The organism is Methylobacterium sp. UNC300MFChir4.1 (genome assembly GCF_900110155.1).
In the GTDB taxonomy this organism is placed as follows: Bacteria; Pseudomonadota; Alphaproteobacteria; order Rhizobiales; family Beijerinckiaceae; genus Methylobacterium.
On sequence record NZ_FOCS01000025.1, the window covers coordinates 31,115 to 51,177 of the forward strand.

Consider the following 20,063-nt stretch of genomic DNA (forward strand, 5'->3'; position numbering starts at 1 on the left):
CGGCATGGCGGCAGGAGCGGGGACCGGATTGCCCAAGGTCGCGTTCATCGGCACAGGCGGGACGATCTCGTCCCTCGGCCGCGATGCCCTCGACATCCTCGACTACACCGCCACCGACCGGCGTCTCGAGGCCGGCGCGATCCTGGACGCGGTTCCGGAACTCGCGACAGTCGCCGCGGTGGTGCCGGTGCCGTTCCGGGCGGTCCCGAGCCCGGCGATCGGGTTCGCCGAGTGGCGCGACCTCGTCCGGCTGTGCGAGCGCCTCGCGTCCGAGCACCCGGACCTCGCCGGCATCGTCATCGGGCACGGGACCGCCACGCTGGAGGAGACCGCCTACGCCCTCAGCCTCACCCTGACGGTGGATCTGCCGGTGGTGCTGGTCGGCTCGCAGCGGCCGATGAGCGCCCTCTCCACCGACGCCAAGCTGAACCTCGTGGCGGCCGTGCGCACGGCCGCGGCGCCCGCCTCCCGCGGGCGCGGCGTGCTGGTGGTGCTCAACGACGAGATCCAGGCCGCCCGCGAGGTGACCAAGACCTCGGTGGCCCGGCTCCAGACCTTCCGGACCCCGGATTTCGGCGTGCTCGGCCACGTCGACGGCGAGTCCGTCCGCTACTACCGCCGCTCCGAGCGGGCGCACGCGCCGGGCACGCCCTTCGACATCCGGACCCTGCCGGCGCTGCCGCGGGTCGACGTCGCCTACGGGTACGCCGACGCCGACGGCACCGCGGTCCGGGCCTTCCTGGCCGCGGGCGCGCGCGGCCTCGTCGCGGCCGGTCTCGCGCCGGGCATGACCCCGCCCGCCGAGGCCGAGGCCCTGGAGGCGGCGGCCGCCGCCGGGATCGTGGTGGTGATGTCGACCCGGGCCGGCAGCGGCGTGGTCCCGCTCACCACCCGGCTGCGCAGCCGCGGCATCCTCAGCGCCGACAACCTCACCCCGCAGAAGGCCCGGATCCTGCTCGCCCTGGCGCTGACCGTCACGGCGGAGCCCGAGGCGGTGGCGCGGCTGTTCGCGACCTACTAGCGACGCGTCCCGGGGCCGGTCGCCCGCCCCGCCGAGCCCTCAACGCCTCCTTCCGGCCGGTCCCGCACGGTCCCCGCCGCGCGCGAACCCTGTCGCGGCCCGTGGCGCGCGCCGGCGATGTCGGCCGGCCATGCGGGCCGCATGTGCGATTTGGTCCAGAAAGTCCCGCCGAGCCCGGATAGGTCAAGGATCAGTCCGGTGCAGTCCAGCCGAAGGGTTTTTCGCCCGGAAGACTGTCAGCGGACGAAGAAGGTTCGGGAACACGCCTTCAGCATTGCGGAAGATGCTCGGGATCGGCTTCCGCGCAGGGCATGACGGTTCGCGTGCCCGCACAGGGATTCACGGCCATGCGCGCGACATCCATCGTCTCCATGTCTCTGGCGCTCTCGGTCCTGTCCGGGCTGGGCGCACAGGCGGAGACCGCCGGGAGCCTCTCCACGACGACGGCCGTCAGCGGCAGCGCCGCCGCGATGTACAATCTCGGAATCCTCTACATCAACGGCCAGGGCGTGAAGCAGGATTTCGGTGCGGCCGGACGCTGGTTCGAGAAGTCGGCCGCCAGCGGTGACGTCGACGCCATGCTCAACCTCGGCAGCCTGTACTACAACGGCCAGGGCGCGAAGCAGGACTACGCCGCCGCGGCCGCGTGGTTCGAGAAGGCCGCCCTGGCGGGCAACGCCGAGGCCATGAACAACCTCGGCAGCCTCTACGATGCCGGCCAGGGCGTGACGCAGGACTACGCCACCGCGCGCAGTTGGTACGAGAAGGCGGCGGCCGCCGGTGCCGCGTCGGCCCTGTACAATCTCGGCTTACTCTACGCCAACGGTCAGGGCGTCGGGCAGGATTACGGCGCGGCCGCGTCCTGGTTCGGGAAGGCCGCCGCCGCCGGCAACGTTGACGCGATGAACGCCCTCGGCAGCCTGCACCTCAACGGTCAGGGCGTGAAGCGGGACGCCGCCGCGGCCCGCCGCTGGTTCGAGCGGGCGGTCGCCGGCGGCAACGTGGACGCGATGAACAACCTCGGCAGCCTCTACCTGAACGGCCAGGGCGTGAAGACGGACGCCGCCGCGGCCCGCCGCTGGTTCGAGAAGGCGGCCGCCGCCGGCCACGCGGAGGCGATGAACAATCTCGGTTTCCTCTACGTCAACGGTCGCGGGGTGAAGCAGGATTTCGAGGCCGCCCGGCGGTGGTTCGAGAAGGCCGCCGGCGGCGCCGCGGCCGCGAACGTCCCCGGCGACATCGCGCTCCGCTAGAGCCGTTCCCTGTCGGTTCGGGACGGAGGTGATCGCCGGGCCCGTGCCGAACGAGGCACCGGTGCCCTCTTCCGCGAGGGAGAGGGGCCCTGGCGCGGCTGCCGGGACCGGAGTTGCCGCCCTTCCCAACCGTCGCAAAACGATCGGGAGCGGCTCTTGGGCGGGGTCGCGGTCGGGGCGCGCACGTGTCATGCCAGCGGGCGCGGTCCCCACCGGACCGGATGGGGCGAGGATACGGCTCGGATGGGGCCAGGATGGCCTCCTCCGTCTCCGACGCGACCCGTCCGCAGGGACCAGACATCGATGCCGCTGATCGACCCCGCCCGCTCGCTCCTCCTCGTCATCGACGTTCAGGTCCGGCTGATGCCGACGATCGCGGAAGGGGACGGGGTCGTCGCCAATGCGGGCCGCCTCCTCGCCGCCGCGCAGCTGCTCGACGTCCCGGTCCTGGTCACCGAGCAGAATGCCGGCGGCCTCGGGCCGACCGTGCCGGCCCTGGCGCCCGAGCCCGGGACGGCCTTCGCGAAGATGAGCTTCGGCGCGACCCGGACGCCCGGCTTCCTCGAGCGCCTGCCCGCGGATCGCGACCTCGTGGTCAGCGGCTGCGAGGCGCATGTCTGCGTGCTGCAGACGGTTCTCGGGCTGCGCGAGTCCGGCCGCCGCGTCGCCGTGGTGGCCGACGCCGTGGGCTCGCGGCGGATCGAGAACCGGGAGGCCGCGCTCGCCCGGATGGCGGCCCACGGCGCCGAGATCGTCACGACCGAGATGGTGGCGTTCGAGTGGCTCGGCACGGCGCGGCACAGGCGGTTCCGCGACGTCGTCAGGCTCATCAAGTAGGCGCCGCGGCGGTCCTCGCCGCGGCGCGCGCCTCAGGAGCCGTCGAGGGCCGCGCGGGTCTGCGGGTCGGGTCCGATGTCGTCGGTGCCGGTCATGCCCAGCACCTCGATCAGGCGGGTCCGGGCGCGGCTGACCCGGCTCTTGATCGTGCCCACCGCGACGCCGCAGATGGCCGCGGCCTCCTCGTAGGTGAAGCTCTGGGCGCCGACCAGGACCAGCGCCTCGCGCTGGGCCGGCGGCAGCCGGTTCAGCGCGCTCTGGAATTGCGCCATCTCCATCCGGATCTCCTGCTCGGGGAGGGCGGTCAGGCGCCCGGCATGGAGGCCGTCGGCGTCCTCCACCTCGCGCTTGCGCTTGCGCTGCTCCGAGTAGAACAGGTTCCGCAGGATCGTGAACAGCCACGCGGTCAGGTTGGTCCCGCGGCGGAAGCTTGCGGCGTTGACCCAGGCGCGCACGAGCGTGTCCTGCACGAGGTCGTCCGAGCGGTCGAGGTCGTAGGTCAGCGAGAACGCGAAGGCCCGCAGCGCCGGGATCGCCCCCAGCAGGAGGTCGCGCATCTCCGCGTCGGCGCCCCGGGGGGCCGGACCGGATCCGCTCCCCGCGGGGGCGGCTTGCAGCATCAGGGTCATCGCGAGGCCTCCGTGTCGGAGTGTGCGGCGAGCTCGTCGAGCAGCGTCCGGAGCCGGTCCGGGATCGGCAGGGCCAGGACGCCCGCGTAGTGCAGGCGCAGGCCGCGCCCGATCCGGTCCCGCGCGCCGTCGTCGATCGGCCGGCCGGGTCCGCCGACCGGCACCGGGCGTGATGCGGCCGCGGCGCCCGGTCCGGCCGGGTCCGCCGCGCCGGCGGAGCCCGGAATCCCTGGATCGTCCTCGGTCCCTGACATGGTCGCGCCCCCGGTCGTGCGCGATGGGGCCCCGAGGGGCCTGGCGGTCCGCCGGACCGTTGTCCCCATCGGTTCGGCGAAGACGCGTCTCATCGCCTTCCGGCAGCGCTGGTAGGCGCGACGGATTTAATCGGTTCTGAACCCCGCATTCATCCAATTTTAATCTTGAAATAGCCCAGCTTGCGCCGAATTTAGTCCATAAAATCTCAGATACAATTCAGAAATACTTGTGTTCAGCTTGGCCGTGGCGACACTCGTCCTCCGTGCATGAACGCGGGATGAGCGCACCGCGCCCCCGGCCAAGCGCGCCGCGACGGCCCCGCTCAGAGCTTCACGCCCTCAAGATAGCCGCGGTTCCAGGTCGGGCTGATCAGGATCTCGTTGACGCAGACGGAGGCCGGCAGGCGGGCGACGAACAGGATCGTCTCGGCGAGATCCTCCGGCTGGAGCATGCGCCCGCGATCCTCCGCGGTGACCGGGACTGGCCGCTTGTCGAGGAGGGGCGTCGCGACCTCGCCGGGGCAGATGCAGCAGGACCGGATGCCGTGCCCGCACTCCTCTTGGTTCAGGCTCTCCGAGAGCGCCACGAGCCCGTGCTTGGCGGCGGAATAGGCCGGTCCCGTCAGCTTGGAGACGTAGCGGCCGGCCCAGGAGGAGACGTGGATGATCAGGCCGCTCCGCTGCGCCCGCATGGTCGGCAGCACCGCCCGCGCCGCGTAGAAGGGGCCGTTGAGATTGACGCCGACCACGGCGTCGATCCCGGCCGGCGTGATCTCGCTCCAGCCGCGCCGCGGCACGTTGAGGCCCGCCGCGTTCACCAGCAGGTCGCAGCGCCGCCACGCGGCTTGAACCGCCTCCCAGGCGCGCTGCACGTCGTCGGCCACGCCCATGTCGGCCGGGGCGACCAGCGCCTCGCCGCCCGCCGCGCGGACCATCTCCGCGGTGCGCGCGAGGGCCTCCTGACCCCGTCCGGTGAGCGCGACCCGCATGCCGGCCCGCGCCAGCGCCACGGCGGCCGCCTGCCCGATCCCGGATCCGGCCCCCGTCACCCAGGCGGCCTGCCCTTCGAGCGCGCGCATCATGGCGTTCGGCTCCCGCCCTACGGCTTGGCGACGAGCGGGCAGCCGCCCTCGGCGAGGGGGCGGAAGGCCTGCTCGGCGGGGATCGTCTCCAGCACCTTGTAGAGGTCCCACGGGCCCTTCGACTCGGACGGCGCCTTCACCTCGAACAGGTACATCGGGTGGATCTTGCGCCCGTCCGCCCGGACCACACCCTTGCCGAACAGCGGGTCGTCGGTCGGGTTGGCCTTCATCCAGGCCATGGTCTTCTGCGGGTCCGTCGACTTCGTCGCCGCCACGGCCTTCAGGTAGTGCAGGAGCCCGGCATAGACGCCCGCGTGGTTCATCGTCGGCATGCTGTTGCCGTTGCGCGGGTAGAAGCGCTCCGAGAAGGCCCGGGTCTCCGGGTTGAGATCCCAGTAGAACGACTCGGTCAGCACGAGGCCCTGCGCGGTCTGCAGGCCGATCGCGTGGACGTCGACGGCGTAGATCAGCAGGGCGGCGAGCTTCTGGCCGCCGTCGGTCAGCCCGAACTCGTGCGCCTGCTTGACCGCGTTGACCGTGTCGCCGCCCGCGTTGGCCAGACCCACCACCTTCGCGCCCGAGGCCTGCGCCTGCAGCAGGAACGAGGAGAAGTCCGTGGCGGGGAACGGGACCCGCGCGGCGCCCAATACGCGCCCGCCGCCCGTATCGATCACGGCCTTCGCCTCGTTCTGAAGGGAGAGCCCGAAGGCGTAGTCGGCGGTGAGGAAATACCACGTGTCGCCGCCGCGCTTGAGCATGGCGCCGGCCGTGCCGTGCGCCAGGGCGTAGGTGTCGTAGGTCCACTGGATCGTGTTCGGCGAGCACTGCTTGCCGGTCAGTTCCGTGGTGCCGGCCCCCGAGTCGATGAAGACCTTGTTCTTCTCGCGGGTGACCTGGCTCACCGCCAGCGCCACCGAGGAGGTCGGCACGTCGAGGATCGCGTCCACGCCGTCGCGGTCGTACCACTGGCGGGCGACGGCGGCGCCGATATCGGGTTTGTTCTGGTGGTCGGCCGAGACGATCTCGACCTGCACGCGCGGCTCGGTCTTGGCGAAATCCTCGACCGCCATCTGCGCGGCGACGACGGAGCCCTTGCCGCCGGTATCGGCGTAGACGCCCGACATGTCGTTGAGGACGCCGACCTTGACGCGGATCGGCTCGGCAACAGCCGGCCCGGCGAGCGCGGCGAAGCCGATCGCGACCGAGAGCACGCAACTCCGGATCGACGCCATGGCAGACCGTCCTCCGCGGCAGTTTCTGTCTTTCGGCCAGGAGGGCACGCTGGCATCCCAGCGTCAAGCAGCGGTCCGCGACCGGATCCGGGAGCGGTGAGACAGGCCGGCGCCGGATGTGTCGCGGCGGCGGTGCCGACGGAATTGGGCCGGAACTCCCACCCTAGACCGGCCCGTCGCGACATCGGGATCGGCGCGGTGGCGCGGCCTCAGCCGACGCGCTGTGCCGGACGACGGTCACGCCCCACGGGCGCGAGGCCCGGCCTCGGCGATCGAATGTCGTGGTGCCGGCGGAGGGGATCGAACCCCCGACGAACGGTTATTTCACCGTATTTGCACCGTGTTCTCGAAGGTCAAATCGACTGGGGCAAGACAACCCGACAACCGTACTGTGTGAGAGTTAAGTGTGATCGTCAAGAGGAACCTAAGCCGGGCATCTGAATCGATCTGGTCAAGCCATCGCATATATTCAACGGCTAACCTCCACAATCGATCGAAGATGTAAGCACACATAAACATGTTATAGCGCGCGTTGCATTCGAAATTGGAAGAATTTAACTGAACTAGAACGAGAAAATACGGCCGATAATACGGGACTAAGGCGCGCAACCGAAAAGAGCGTGCCGCAACCTGAAGGTGGATGAAGGGCGGTAAGCGAGTGTGTTATTATAATTTAGCACGGTCGGACCAGATTTCTCGATTGAAACGAGAAAAAACAAAAAATGCCGTGCCTCTATTATTGTTTTTCTCGGTTAGACTTGTAAGTTCGTGAACCTATGGTATAATGACGGTGTAGACGGCCTATATGTCACTATTATCCGATCATACTTCGCAAAGTTACTTGACATTTTTGGCGAATCATCGCATAACTAAAATCACAGTCGACTGCATCAAGCCGGCGCCCTGATATTCCTGCGGCGTCATTCAACTACTACCATTATTGCAAATATCACATCCGGGCCAAATCGTCCGAATGATTTCGCATGACCAAATTAGAGTATCTACGTGACATTTAATATTAAATCAGAAACCTATCGCTACATCCCTCTTGTCGGCAAAACCAAGCGTCCATTGCTGTCGGATTGGCCGAACAACGGTGTCTCGCTGCATGAAATAGATCAATTCGGCGCCATTCCAGAGGCGATCAATGTAGGTCTCCTAACGGGAACCGCATCGTATGGTCTAGTCGACATTGACCTGGATGGCCCCAATACGATTGCTGCCGGAGCATTGTTGTTGCCGGAGACCAATATGGTGATGGGTCGCAATAGTCGTCCGGCATCCCATTATTTCTATCGCGTCGAAGGAGATACCGCGTCGCTTCGCCTGAAAAATCCCAACGACGGCAAAACCCTGGTCGAGTTTAGAGGGAACGGCTGTCAAACTATGATGCCCCCGTCGATTCACCCCGACGATGGCGAAATGGTGCGATTCGAAGAAGGGAAGGATGGTTCGCCCACCCCATGTGATCGCGGCATCCTACTCACGGCTATAAGACAGATTGCAACAGTAAGCTTTCTGTCTGCATTCTGGATCAAAAAAGGTCGGCACAAACTGGCAATGCAATTCGCCGGTTTATGTGCTTGCAGTGGGGTTGATCGCAAAGCATGTGAGAAAATCATAGGCACTCTTTGCTCCATTACCGAAGATGAAGAAAGAGAAGATAGGCTGTTGGCGATTGCGACTACATATAATCGATACGAGACTGAGCGAAAAGTGGGATGGAAGTCAGACCTCATTGATCTTTTTGGATCGGAGAAAGCTATCGTATGTCTTATTGAATGGATGGAAGGCGATGGATCCGTACCATCACAGGATGACCGGGGCCGCAATGTGCAAACGATCAGTGTGGTTGTAGACACCAACACGGACATCTCGACGGCCGAAGCGTTTCATGCCTCTACCAGCGAAACTATTATCTACGGCGAGTATTCCGAGAAGTTCTACAAGAGAAATTCTGGTGTGCACGATCCGATCACGGTATTTGAAGTGAAAGGCGAGATTATCGATTTCTTAAAGACACCAACTACCGGCAATGTTGCGAATGATCCAATCAAGCTTCGAGCGGCACAATCCAATGCTCGGATCAACGCGGTTCTTGAACTTGCAAAGACATTTAAGCGTAGAGATGATAGGGGATTTGACCGTCAATCTTATCTGTTGGGAACGCGGAATGGTGTGCTTGATCTGACCATGATGAATTTAGTGGACCCGAACGATATTGTAACGAAACGCATCGGGACCGACTTCAGGCCAAATGCAGAATGCCCTCTGTTCTCGAAGTTCATCGGAGAGATTTTTGAAGACAACCCTGAAGTCATTCCTTACCTTCAGCGAACAGTAGGATACACTCTTACTGCCAGCGTTGAAGCCCAAGCCATGTTCATTCTTATTGGCACGGGGGCAAATGGCAAATCGGTGTTTCTGAACCTTTTGCAAGCATTGATGGGCGATTACGGAACGTCTCTACCTCCGCACTCTATCATGCAAGCGAAATTCGGGAACGATAAAACGGACGATCTTGCCTCGCTTGACGGGAAAAGGTTTGTCTTTGCTACGGAAGGTGAAGCAGGAGATCGATTGGCCTCCGCGAAAGTGAAACGCATGACCGGTGGGGATATGATGTCGGTCAAGCGCCTGTACAAGGATTATTTCAATCTAAAACCTGAGTTCAAGATGTGGTTTGGAAGCAATGAACTACCACGAATTGCCGGAAATGATGATGCCATTTGGCGACGGTTGCATTTGATTGAGTTCAAGCGGACGTTCACGCCAGCAGAGCAGGACCCTAGACTTCTGGAAAAGCTAAAGGGGGAATTGCCGGGCATTTTGAATTGGGCGCTTGAAGGCTTGCGTCAGATTGGAGAGATGAAGGGCGACTTTCTTGCTCCACCTGAGTCGGTCCGCAAGGCGCTGAACGCTTATCGTAATGAGAATGATAACGTGAGGGAGTTTATCGAAGAAGCTTGCATCCGTGATGGCACCAGTCGTGTGATGGCTGGCGAACTATACAACCACTATGTCGCTTATTCGAATAACAGTGGCGTCGAACCATTGAATCAAATTGCATTTTCTAAAGCATTGAATAATTACGACATCGGTATTCGAAAGCTGAGCAAGGGCAATGCACGAACCGGTATACGACTGAAATAATAATTCCGGGGCTTCGCTCCCGTCGCTTCCCTTCGGTCGCGATTGGCTGACTTAATAGCAGTGGAGGAATGGAGGCTTGTTACCTAACTTCCTATATCCAATAATTATTTTTTATTGGAATTTAGGTAAGTAACATCCACCCTCCACTCGGAAAGAAAGAGGTGAAGGCATAAGAAACACAATAAAAGCTGGATCAGCAATGTAGAAATTAATCCCGCCCAAGCCCCAAATTCGGCAAGCGCGATGAGAATTTCACGCAAGATTTGAAATAAATGACCACGTAAACACAGAATTTCCAATCAAGTTATTACCATATCATCAAATAGAAGGCATTATTGAACATACAATGAAAAATTTCTCTTTTTCGGCGTCCAGCACCAATAGCGATAATAGCTATGTTCTGCGAAAGATGCTCCGTCGTGGTTCCGAGGAGGCGTATTATCGTTATCGTTTGAATGATGGTGAAAGGTCCTTCGACTTCAAGCGGATGTTCTATCATTTAGAGGATATTATCGACGATTTTGATAGTATGTTGGACGACAAGGATAGGGTGAAGGTCGAGTGCCGCATTACGATAATTCGGGCGATTCAGATCTGCCAGGACCTATTCGCCTTGGACTACGCCGAGACGGTTGCCGATTATCGTAATCTGATGGCGTACCTGACTCGTGACATATGCCCGGTGTGGCAGAGGGCGATGGTATAGGCCTGACGCAATGGACAGGGGGCATTGAGCGTTTGATGCTCCATAGTCTGTTGCCTGGTTATGTTATTTTTCTTTTGATCTATTCCGGTCTCGCTAAAACTGTTCCGCTATGTTGCAGCTTAACTGATCTACGGATTTGATCAAAAACAGCCCCATCTAATCATCGTTCAAAGGCCCGAATGGATTTAAAGGATTTAACCCGAACAATTGAAGTTTTGTGATAGACCTATCTACGGCTCGATTGACTAGCAAGGCTGTGTTTTTTGGTCCACCGGACTCTTTGCTCTTTTCGGGAAGACTGAGACCGACGATTAGCTGGTGTTCGTCTCGCCGTGAAGCGCCAAAAGCGAGGTTAGCATCTCGGAATTGGTAACCTCTACCAGCAGGAGTTGCAGCAATTCCTGTGCTGATTTCTCCCGAAACAAAAGTCGTAAATTTTATTGTATCTACAAAGGGACTCTGCCCAGACAATTCTTTCAACGGCCCAAGTTTATTGGTAAATGCGATTTCGAAATAGGTCTGAAAAGTTTCATCTAATCCAATCCGACCAGCAATTGGATATTCGAAATTCTGATATTTAAATTTTGGATCATATTGCTGCACGGGGTCGCAATTTTCGAACATCAAGTCTACAATATTTGTCGTGATCCGGAAAGTTCTAAAGTTTTGCCTCTCTTTATTGTCGGACAGCTTCAGCCCAACAAGATTTAGGCCTGTGGTAATTGGATTGCCTAGATTTGTACCGCCACCTAAATTGTTACTCTCTGTCATTCGAAGCTGGAAATCAAACACGGCAATTGTGTCGTCGAATAGCCCAAAAGATTTGCGCTGTATCTCGGGTAGGCGACTATAATCTTTTAGCAATCGAACGTTGCGCGGATCTCTATCTATCAAATTGGCGATTTCAAGTCCTCTTTCATTCTTATCATCACGAAGTCTTTTTGTAATCGCGGCAGCGACTGCACCTTGCGCTTCACATTTTACTCTCTCGGCTATGCGGTAGGTCGAGAAACCAGTTACGGTATCTGGTATCGGCTTTATAGAACAGCCGCTACTTACAAGGGCTGCCAAAACTAATGAAATGTGCTTTCGTGCCATGGCCGACGCTCCAATATTGCGCCAGATAAGCATATAAAGTCTCGAATGCTGTTGCAGTTATGCAACTATTAACAGGTAGTTAATGCGGTCGGATTCCTCGGGAACTACTACTTCGATTTCATCCGAGGCGTGTCGAGCCGGGCCATAGTGTAAAAAGCAGTTAAGTCTACGCCATAAACCGATGATCACGGTACATTAGTTAGGCGGAAACTGGCATCGAACAGTCGATCCGCTTCATTGGCTAATCGTGCATTCCAGGCCAGCCGCGCGAACCATTCCTCGGGGATGGAAGACATCCCGTACGTTGCCCCTGCCAGCTGTCCGGTGATTGCCCCTACCGTGTCTGCATCGTCCCCAAGGTTCACTGCCAGGAGGACGGCATCCCGAAAGGTGGTGGTCTCGGACAGGCACCAGAAGGCGCTTTCAAGCGAGTCGATCACATAGCCTGATGATCGGATGTCACCCCGAGCCTTCCCGCGCCACGACCCGTCCATGATGGCCTGAACCCTCGGACAGAATGGGCCGTAGGATTCGGAGAGAACGTCCGACAACGGCTTTCCTCCGATAAGCGAGACAAGGACCGTCGCTAGGGCTTCGCTCGCGTCCACTGCCTCCTCTGCGCCGTGGGTCACGTAGCTCTGGCGACGAGCGGCATCCTTCAGGCGGTCGTTATCGTTCCAGTAGCGCAAAACCAGAGGCGCCAAGCGCATGATCGAACCGTTTCCAGCGGTACGGGGATCAACAGGCCCCGTTACCGGATTGTCTGTGCGCCGATACGCTTCCAGGGCCTTCCTCGTGGTGATCCCGATATCGAAACAAGAGCCCGTGCACGAGTTCTCGCCGAGTTCGTACCAGCGGCAGAACCGCTCCATGAGATCTTGTTCGTTCAGACCGTCACAGGCCAAGAGGGAATCAGCGAGGCACAAAGCCATCGCGGTGTCGTCCGTCCATTCGCCAACCTTCAGGTTGAACGGACCACCACCAACCATATCCGTCACGGGCGGCTTCGTATCTCGTATCTCGAATTCAAGGGTGGTTCCGAGCGCATCGCCAACCGCAAGGCCAATGAATGCTCCTAGGGCACGGTCACGTACGGCTTCAGACATTCAGACCCTCTGCCCAAGAACGTAAGCTTCCTGTGCCGGCGTCTCTATCGCTCCTGGCCGGACAGCGCGGACCCGTTCAATCGCCCTCGAAGGTTCCTCGCCCATTATCGTAACGAGCCTAGCCGCGATCATCCCCGCCCGACCAAGGCCACCCCTACAGTGGACCACCACCGACTGTCCGTGACGTAGCTGCTCCACGAGGCGAGGCCCTATGGTGCGCCATGCCGCATCGAAGGCCTGACGTGGAACGCTGACATCAGGAATCGGGGCATGGTGCCAGATCATGCCCGCATCCCTTACAGCCTCTGGCAAGCCTCGCACATTTAGTAGGTCGAACTCGTGGGCTTCCAGAAGGGTAAGGACCGACGAGGCTCCCCAACCTTGGATAGCCGCCACATCAGCCTGTAGGTCTCGCTCCCACGGTCCACCGGCTGACGTGTGATCCACCTTGCCGGGACAAATGGTGATGCCCACGCGTGCTTTGTTCTCGCCAATAGAGAGGGTCGCGATCTGTAGGGGATGTGTAAGGGACGTTCGAACTTGATAAGGGACCTTGCAGCGGGAATGTGAACCGAAAATAGCTTGACCGACGTGCCATGTATCGAACGCTGCCATGTTGCCCCCCCCCTTGCGAACAACATATATCATAGCAACGCCATATCCAAGACACATATCTTAATTCTTGGTACCGCGTTCATCATTGCAGCAAGTGGCCTGAAGGAATAGCCGACACTGACCTTAATGACGATTTACAATTTTTGACAGAAACAAAACATGTAGTTTAAGAGATGTGCATTTGAAGGAACTTTTAATACTGATCTGAATGTGGTAAATTGCACATCAAAAAAGGCCGATATTGCACGGTCAACAAAATCTTTTAAATTATTGCATCGCACATTTTGTGAATATAAACGCTCCCATAGGATGGCTCCTAAAGCGGGAATAGTACGATTGATGGGCGACCTACTAGTCGAAGGCCGCCCATTTAATAGGTTGTTCAAACGCGGAGTATTTGTGGTTCAGCGCTTGCCAAGCTTAAGCTGCAATCTTTGCTGCTCCATTCCAGCAATTATATTGTTCTTTGAAGCGATCTGCTTTCCGCGAGGAGTGTTGTTCAGCTGGATGAACGAATTTCCAACTATATCCCTAATCTCTGCCAACTCTTCTTTATTCAACCTAAAGCGCACCGCTACTTCATATAATTTTCTCGCGAGCACATGCTGAAGAAACTGACTATCTCCCATTCTCTCGCTTGCCTTCTTAGCGACTTCAGGCAACCCGGGGACTCCTAAATCGGCTAGGATCGACATGCGCAAGAATTGTCGTGCAGCCGGCTCCTCCTCTGATCCGATCCCGTCTTCGATCTGCAAACGAAGCTTCTCGGTGCCAACAAAGACGCTTGCCATCCGTGCAACCGCTATCGGCATATAAAGAGTTAAGCGTCGAGCCGTCTCTCCAACCGGTAAATCATCACCTAATGAAGATCTATAAGTTACTCCGTTAAACACAACTCGCTTTCTAACAGCTAGCTCAGATACAATATCCATCGACATTGCTGTAAATCTTGCCCAGCCTTCGACGGCACCGGTCAGTAATCTTCTTTTATCTGCATCTTTGATTAGCTCCATATGTTTGACCATCCCACTCAGTAATAAGAGATGGCCAACCCATTTCTCTTGTGGCGTATTGAACCTCTGCCGTATGACTGATTGTGATTGTTCTTGGTCGTGTAGATCGGTGCCTTCTGAAAGTTCTTTTCTGAGACTGTCGATCTGCTCAGGTGTTTTGAGATGACCGCGCAGGGACGTAAGTTCCTCTTCGGTGGTGGTTTTCATAGGAACTGCCAAATCGCGGAAGAAGGCATGCACGTCTTCGAGTTTGTCGACCTTATTAAGTTCTTCAGTCAATTTCAAAAATTTGATGTGAACGTCATCTATCTTTGCTTTGTCTCTTCTGTTTAATGCCGAATAGAAACCAATCTCGTTTATAAATGCAAGATAACGTGAGTCATCAAATATGTAATCTTTGAATTCCGGCGAATCTGACATCCGTGTTGCAGCAAAAAATTCGAAGAACATACGCAATCGGAAGCGGATACGATCTCCATGCCGTTCCAAGATGCGTGCTTCGACAAAATAATTTACCAAGTCGGTAGCAGTATATCTAAGACCATACTCTTTCAAGTATGCGATGCACCATCCAATCAAGTCGTTTTCCGTTGGATCATACTCATCTTGGCGGGTCATTATCTCCGCCACATTACATAACAAATCTACTTTATTCCGGAAATCAAACGTCCCAGGTAAGAGTTCCCTGGGCGCGTATTTTTGCAGCAACATTTCTATATAGCGCTCGATCAGAGATGCCTGATTTAAAACTGTACTATCAGGCTCTTCACGAATGATTTGAATCAAAAATGTGCCGGTGACAGCCGTAAGCGGCACGTTTAGCGCACTCGCGTCGCGGATCACTCGTTCAACCATTTGGTCGACCTGCTTGGGATCCGTTAAGCCGTGGTTTTCCACTAAGGTTTGCAGGTGACCCTTACGGAATGGCCGCATCCGAACGCGCGTAAATGGAATATCAGGAACGATTTCGGGCTGCAGGGCCGCTGTTTCAACGAAAGTAGTGCTAGTCGCGAAGATATATCGGCATTTAGGGTAATTTATAACAAAGTCGACAAGCGCCTTCTTTTTCTTGATTATATTGAAATCCATATCGTCGACAAGAATAGTTATGTGGCCGCCTTCGAGTAGCGAGTTAGCGCTGATCTCAAGATCCGGCAGTTGATCTTTGACAAGCTTATCAATGCTTTTTGACAATGTCTTAATAGAGTTAAACTGAATAACGACAGGGACCGCCCATTTCGGCACAAATGCAGACTGTTGCGCAATCCGATGAGCGATCTGGTTTAATAGCGTTGATTTGCCAGACTCAAGTCGTGCTGAGATAACGTAATTAAGTTTCGAGCTTATTATGTCGTCAATTGAAAAAGTTTCTACTCGAGAACCGATGCGTGCTTCGCCTTCAGTTCTAAATGGTATCTCGCGGTCAAAATCTGGGGGTACGAACAAATTGTCCGACGGGCTATTCGATACCAAGTTAGCGCACTTTTCAGAAAGATGTGGCAGCAACTTGGTGACACGCCATCTTTCAAGCATATGCAGGTCAAACCCAGGTGTTAGCGCGTCAAAAAAATGTTTCGCTGACTCGGAAGAGTAGAATACTCCATCATCGCCGAGATCTTCCGCTTTAGAGAACCCAAGACGGTGCTCGAACCATCTTCTGTATGCTATTCTTGCGTGGCCCTCTTCCGGAGCTATATTGATTAATCCGTAGCCGTTCCAATAATTCCGACCGCAATATAGCGCCCCGCTTTGGACGTGAAGAAAGCCCCCGCTTAACAGCTGAGATTGCCTGGGGGAGACATCATGCAAATGTCCACTTAGATAGCCCAAGGTTTTTCCGGCCAAGATTCTCTCGAATATCGATTGATTGTCGTCGCTAAACCAGCTTGGCGGATGATGGCCGACAACAAGAGGAACTATTCCGTTCGGGACCTTATCTAATGACGTTACGATTGTTTTCTCTGAAACAAACAATTTTCCCTGATCGGCAAGTTTATCTATGATACCACCGGCACACAATGTCGCTGTATTGAATACAACTATCGCCAGCCCCAGATCTCGAATGTAATATACCGAAGAGAAGGCATCTGAATAAGTGCAGTTTTGATTTGATAGCGCACCCGCGAGGCTGTTATACTCATTGAAGGCTTTCGCGACGTAACTCTGGAATGCTCTGTCTTCTATCAATTTATTTGCGCCACTATATGTCCATGCTGAACTCCTATAATCTTCCAGCGCTGGAATATTTGCTCCAACAACATCCCTATTGATATCGTGATTGCCGGGGCAAATAATTAATCTGTCTTCAGATAAATCGAGCGCTTCCATTATCTTGACTAATAGATCAAAGACAGGCGCGTATGCTTCTTCAAGAGCCGCTCCAAGAACTAAGTCACCTGAAAATACAATCAAATCGGGTGCGTCGGAGGTGAACCGCAATTTCGCGATGTCCGTCATTAAGGCACTAATTATTCTTTCTTGATCCCAGGCGCACGGGTTACGCAAATGAAGGTCGCTTAGATGAAGTATCTTAACCGACTTCATGGAATCACTCGCCTAGAGATTGGTCGCGAATGATCGCTCGGATCAACTCGCGGTGACATAACGAGGTATGATGGCCGCAACTTCACGTTGGCGCAAGGCTATCGTTCGATATTTGTTCGAACTCGTCGAAAGTTTGTAAATAGTTGTCGCGACTGGCGAAATGGCATCGATAACATTTGTTAACTCTGCTTCTGGCCATCGGAGCAATGCATTGCCATAAAGCGATTGGCAACTCGAAGGTAATCGACGTAGATTGCCGAGTTACACGTTGGTCAAGCTGTGTCGGTGTACTTCAATTTGTACTTTGGAAACAGCTTCATTGCGTCAGCTAGCATCGTTAGGGTCGGTGTTTCGTATCGCCGGCCTACCGATGCGACGCTATGACCGGTGATTGCGTCCCGTAACCGTTCTTCGATCCCGGCTCCGAGAGCGCGCGTCTTCCACGTATGCCTCCAACCGTGGTTCGGATGGACGCCCGGATCGAGCTTGACGGTCTCGCGGACCCATCTACCTAGCTTATGGCTCTGAAGCTCTCCGGGTGACGTGGCCGACGCGCTCCTGTGACGTTTCTCGTCATAGAACAGTGGGCCGGGGCCGCACGCTTCCACGAACGCGAGAAAACCCTGTTCAATGAGGTGGGGATGGATTGGTACGGAGCGAGGTTGGCCCGTCTTCGTGATCCGCAGGTCCATCACGGGTATGCCAGCCTCAAAACGTATGTCTCTACGTTCCAGGCTCGTCAGTTCACCGATCCTCGCTCCTGAGTAAGCGGCAAGCCATGGACACCACCTTCGGGTCGCACTGCGGGGTAGGTTCATCGGATCGGGAACCGTCGCAGATGCCGCTGCCAGGATCGCTACGGCTTCGTTCTCTCGGAATGTTCGTTCGCGTCCAGGCGCTATCTTGGGCCTATCGAGCGAGACGCCTGATGCGGGGTTGCCCGAAATCATCGAGCCACCAGATCGCCCTGACGCCCAACGAAAAACCGAATTAACGGTGGCTAGATCATTGCGATTGATTGCCTGGACGGAGATGCCTTCGAAGTCGCGTCGCGTTTCCGCCCACGAGTACATGTCGTCGGTTGTCAGCGTCCGAACGTCACGCCCCTCGAAGAACCTCGATAGGGACCGAAAGCTGCCACGGTACCGTTTGATCGTGTTCCGTGAGCGTTTGTCGGCATTGTAGGTCGCCCAGCGTTCAAACAGGTCGCCTACGGTCAAGAGGAGTTCTGTGCTCTCCGCTGTCCCTGATGCGGGGCGAGGCCGGCACTTGGGTTCTTTTGCGATATTGCCGATGGCTGGACGTAGGAGGGCAGTCTCGCGCGCGCTAGACCCATCGTTTGGGGTGTGTGTGATCATCCCAGTTCGGTGGGCGTGCCAGAACCGCTTCAGCACACCATCGGCAATCGCATGACGGACCTTGGCTTCGCGTAGGTCTTTGGTCCGCAGAGATGCCTGGACGATAGAGCCGACGGTTAACGAAGCCGACGCCTCCCCGATGGGAAGCGTAACGGATTGGCCCCTTAGCCGTAGGAGCAAATCTGAAGGTGTCCGCTGCCGAAGGTGATAGACCCCGGACGTCGGGTCCTTCCACGGCCGGGCGATTCGGATAGGCAATGTGTGACACCGCTGTGTAAGAGTAGCGGCTGTCTCGCCCTTATCGTCGACCTAACCTGTTGATTTCATGGTGAATTTCATGGTGCCGGCGGAGGGGATCGAACCCCCGACCTTCGGTTTACAAAACCGCTGCACTACCGCTGTGCTACACCGGCTCGCGCTCTGAAACCATTGAGAAAATTGGCGGTTTCGGTGCGTCAGAGGCGCTTTTGACTACGTTTGGGGGCGCTTCGTCAAGGCACACATCTCGGCACGTTCCGTTCATCGTGCGTGCGCGCAACCCTTGGAGTGGGCCGAAGAAGGCCGGCGCCCGAGCGATGCGGGAGGCGGCACAGTTCATGGCAAAGTCCACGGTTTGGGAGTGAATGGCCAAGGAACCCTCGACTCGCCGAGCTGCGCGAGACCGCGAGGTTACCGATCGGGCGATCCGCGCCGTGGTCGTCGCGGTGCTGGCCGACCGCGCCGGCAGGACCTACCCGCTTCCGAAGGGTCGGCGCCGTGACATCACCGCGACCATTCGACAGAACACTCGCGCGGCTGTTGCGCGCCGCCGACAAGCCGGCTCGAAAGCGCAACATGGTTCGGACCGCGATCCTGCTGGGGCACTCGATATAGGGGTGAGCGTGATAGATCCCGGTGCCGCCCGAGCGGCGACTGCCGAACGCGTAATGGAGCGGTTGAGCGGCTTCGCGCAGGGAAGCGGCGTCAGTGGTAGGGTCGCCTGCCAGATCATCGAATGGGTGATCGCCTCCCCGACCGATCGCCGCAGGCGGAGACCTGTTGGCAAGGCGTGCACGTGCATCCTGATCGCACCCGGGTAGCGGGGTCGACGACGAAACCGCTCGCGACTTGTAGCGGCTTCGCTGGGAGGGATCGTCCTGACAGGACAGGATCCAGATATCTAGAATGTGCGGTCGATACTGAATTCAGTTTTTGATATTCCTGTTGCTCCCCGTGTGCAGATACATCTAAATTGACGAGATACCTATCTGCTCTTCAGGTCGAATGCGATCCCGTTTTTACATGTATGAAGTAGTTTTCTGCAATAAGACATGCACCAGCTTTCGAATTTCATCAACGGACCCCGAAGGGGGAGTGCTCTTTTCTCAATGCAATGCCATGAAAAATAGGCAACCGAAATTATTATCGGGGTCGAAATTAGAAAATTAGTCCACCACTGCCGAAGATCCGGAAAAACTGCAGACACTGCCTGTTGTATCGGAAATCCATACAAGAAAATGCCATATGAATAATCTCCGCTTGACACAATTGCGGACCGTGTCGGATTCCGCATCCCCAAATAGATAGTCACATAGGCGGCAGGAAGTGCGGAGAGGGCATTGAAGATCGGAAGATAAAGAAACCCAACCATGGCAATGGCGCATGCGAAGAAAATCGGGGCGCTATATGGAACTCGATCTCTGACTCGATAGAGATACGCGCCGTACAGAAAGGATAAGACAAGCACAGGTCCGCGAACAGTCCCTTCGTCAACCTGAGTTCGCGTATAAATGGTGATCATGACTAAGACTTGCATCACCAGGCAGCCGAACAAAATCAGTTTTTCCGATCTGTAGAAACCGATTATGTAAAATAAAGATATCAATATGTAGCAATACAATTCGTAAGGAAGTGTCCATAATTGCGCGTTCACCTGCGTAGTTGGATTATCAGTAAAGACGCCGGGGAGATAATAACGAACGACGCCTATCATGTTCAAAGTATAGGACCAAAAACCTGGATCCGTAAAATACTTTGGGAGCGGGTAATACGTGAACAGCGCTCCAACGATCATCATTGCTATTGTCGATTCCACTGCCAGCGCAGGGAAGATGCGAATTAGTCGAAGTCCCAAGAACCCAACGATCGTTCGAGAGCGTTCTAGACTTCCGGAAACGAGGAAT

12 protein-coding genes and 1 tRNA gene are annotated in these 20,063 nt (G+C 57.1%); 4 read left to right on the plus strand and 9 right to left on the minus strand.

Annotated features, from left to right (window positions below):
* Window positions 1-4 precede the first annotated feature (4 nt).
* The 3 genes from BMY19_RS25060 (at window position 5) to BMY19_RS25070 (ending at window position 3,111) form a co-directional block, all read left to right on the plus strand.
* Complete coding sequence (locus tag BMY19_RS25060) at window positions 5-1,021, plus strand: asparaginase (protein ID WP_091981130.1); 1,017 nt, start codon at window positions 5-7, stop codon at window positions 1,019-1,021.
* Window positions 1,022-1,368: 347 nt separating this feature from the next.
* The gene (locus BMY19_RS25065; RefSeq protein ID WP_100253282.1) at window positions 1,369-2,274 is read left to right on the plus strand and encodes a tetratricopeptide repeat protein; all 906 of its coding nucleotides are present in this window, start codon (window positions 1,369-1,371) and stop codon (window positions 2,272-2,274) included.
* A gap of 303 nt (window positions 2,275-2,577) precedes the next feature.
* Window positions 2,578-3,111: an isochorismatase family protein gene (locus BMY19_RS25070; RefSeq protein ID WP_056529984.1), complete on the plus strand. Its 534-nt coding sequence runs from the start codon at window positions 2,578-2,580 to the stop codon at window positions 3,109-3,111.
* A gap of 32 nt (window positions 3,112-3,143) precedes the next feature.
* Here BMY19_RS25070 and BMY19_RS25075 read toward each other — a convergent pair whose 3' ends face one another.
* The 4 genes from BMY19_RS25075 to BMY19_RS25090 all read right to left on the minus strand — a co-directional run bounded on the left by BMY19_RS25075 (window position 3,144) and on the right by BMY19_RS25090 (window position 6,308).
* Window positions 3,144-3,740, minus strand: a complete 597-nt coding sequence (locus tag BMY19_RS25075) for a sigma-70 family RNA polymerase sigma factor (RefSeq protein ID WP_020094385.1) — start codon at window positions 3,738-3,740, stop codon at window positions 3,144-3,146.
* The gene (locus BMY19_RS25080; protein WP_042671734.1) at window positions 3,737-3,994 is read right to left on the minus strand and encodes a NepR family anti-sigma factor; all 258 of its coding nucleotides are present in this window, start codon (window positions 3,992-3,994) and stop codon (window positions 3,737-3,739) included. Before BMY19_RS25080 ends, BMY19_RS25075 begins: the two co-directional genes overlap by 4 nt.
* A 323-nt stretch (window positions 3,995-4,317) precedes the next feature.
* On the minus strand, window positions 4,318-5,076 hold the full coding sequence (locus BMY19_RS25085) for an SDR family oxidoreductase (RefSeq protein ID WP_100253283.1): 759 nt from the start codon (window positions 5,074-5,076) through the stop codon (window positions 4,318-4,320).
* 17 nt (window positions 5,077-5,093) lie between these two features.
* Window positions 5,094-6,308, minus strand: a complete 1,215-nt coding sequence (locus BMY19_RS25090; protein WP_100253284.1) for an ABC transporter substrate-binding protein — start codon at window positions 6,306-6,308, stop codon at window positions 5,094-5,096.
* A 1,005-nt stretch (window positions 6,309-7,313) separates the two neighbouring features.
* Here BMY19_RS25090 and BMY19_RS25095 point away from each other — a divergent pair.
* Window positions 7,314-9,461 (plus strand): phage/plasmid primase, P4 family, encoded by a 2,148-nt coding sequence (locus BMY19_RS25095; protein WP_139215692.1) that lies wholly within the window; start codon window positions 7,314-7,316, stop codon window positions 9,459-9,461.
* A gap of 862 nt (window positions 9,462-10,323) precedes the next feature.
* Here the strand turns inward: BMY19_RS25095 and BMY19_RS30610 are convergent.
* The 5 genes from BMY19_RS30610 to BMY19_RS25120 form a co-directional block, all read right to left on the minus strand.
* Window positions 10,324-11,265, minus strand: coding sequence for a hypothetical protein (locus tag BMY19_RS30610; protein ID WP_139215693.1), 942 nt, complete (start codon window positions 11,263-11,265; stop codon window positions 10,324-10,326).
* A gap of 185 nt (window positions 11,266-11,450) precedes the next feature.
* Entirely contained in the window at window positions 11,451-12,371 is a 921-nt protein-coding gene (locus tag BMY19_RS31455) for an ADP-ribosylglycohydrolase family protein (RefSeq protein WP_244527051.1), read from the minus strand.
* A complete protein-coding gene (locus tag BMY19_RS31460) occupies window positions 12,372-13,043 on the minus strand; it encodes a cyclin-dependent kinase inhibitor 3 family protein (RefSeq protein WP_348529862.1) in 672 nt (223 codons plus the stop codon).
* Window positions 13,044-13,390: 347 nt separating this feature from the next.
* Window positions 13,391-16,543 carry a metallophosphoesterase gene (locus BMY19_RS25110; protein WP_091682851.1) on the minus strand — a complete coding sequence of 1,051 codons (3,153 nt, stop codon included), beginning with the start codon at window positions 16,541-16,543 and terminating at the stop codon, window positions 13,391-13,393.
* Window positions 16,544-18,239: 1,696 nt separating this feature from the next.
* Window positions 18,240-18,314 (minus strand) — tRNA-Thr (locus tag BMY19_RS25120).
* Window positions 18,315-20,063 lie beyond the last annotated feature (1,749 nt).

Excerpts from the sequence above, each read along its gene's own strand:
- BMY19_RS25060 (WP_091981130.1), top strand. The coding sequence starts at position 5 with ATGGCGGCAGGAGCGGGGACCGGATTGCCCAAGGTCGCGTTCATCGGC.
- BMY19_RS25065 (WP_100253282.1), top strand. The coding sequence starts at position 1,369 with ATGCGCGCGACATCCATCGTCTCCATGTCTCTGGCGCTCTCGGTCCTG.
- BMY19_RS25070 (WP_056529984.1), top strand. The coding sequence starts at position 2,578 with ATGCCGCTGATCGACCCCGCCCGCTCGCTCCTCCTCGTCATCGACGTT.
- BMY19_RS25075 (WP_020094385.1), bottom strand. The coding sequence starts at position 3,740 with ATGACCCTGATGCTGCAAGCCGCCCCCGCGGGGAGCGGATCCGGTCCG.
- BMY19_RS25080 (WP_042671734.1), bottom strand. The coding sequence starts at position 3,994 with ATGTCAGGGACCGAGGACGATCCAGGGATTCCGGGCTCCGCCGGCGCG.
- BMY19_RS25085 (WP_100253283.1), bottom strand. The coding sequence starts at position 5,076 with ATGATGCGCGCGCTCGAAGGGCAGGCCGCCTGGGTGACGGGGGCCGGA.
- BMY19_RS25090 (WP_100253284.1), bottom strand. The coding sequence starts at position 6,308 with ATGGCGTCGATCCGGAGTTGCGTGCTCTCGGTCGCGATCGGCTTCGCC.
- BMY19_RS30610 (WP_139215693.1), bottom strand. The coding sequence starts at position 11,265 with ATGGCACGAAAGCACATTTCATTAGTTTTGGCAGCCCTTGTAAGTAGC.
- BMY19_RS31455 (WP_244527051.1), bottom strand. The coding sequence starts at position 12,371 with ATGTCTGAAGCCGTACGTGACCGTGCCCTAGGAGCATTCATTGGCCTT.
- BMY19_RS31460 (WP_348529862.1), bottom strand. The coding sequence starts at position 13,043 with ATGTGTCTTGGATATGGCGTTGCTATGATATATGTTGTTCGCAAGGGG.
- BMY19_RS25110 (WP_091682851.1), bottom strand. The coding sequence starts at position 16,543 with ATGAAGTCGGTTAAGATACTTCATCTAAGCGACCTTCATTTGCGTAAC.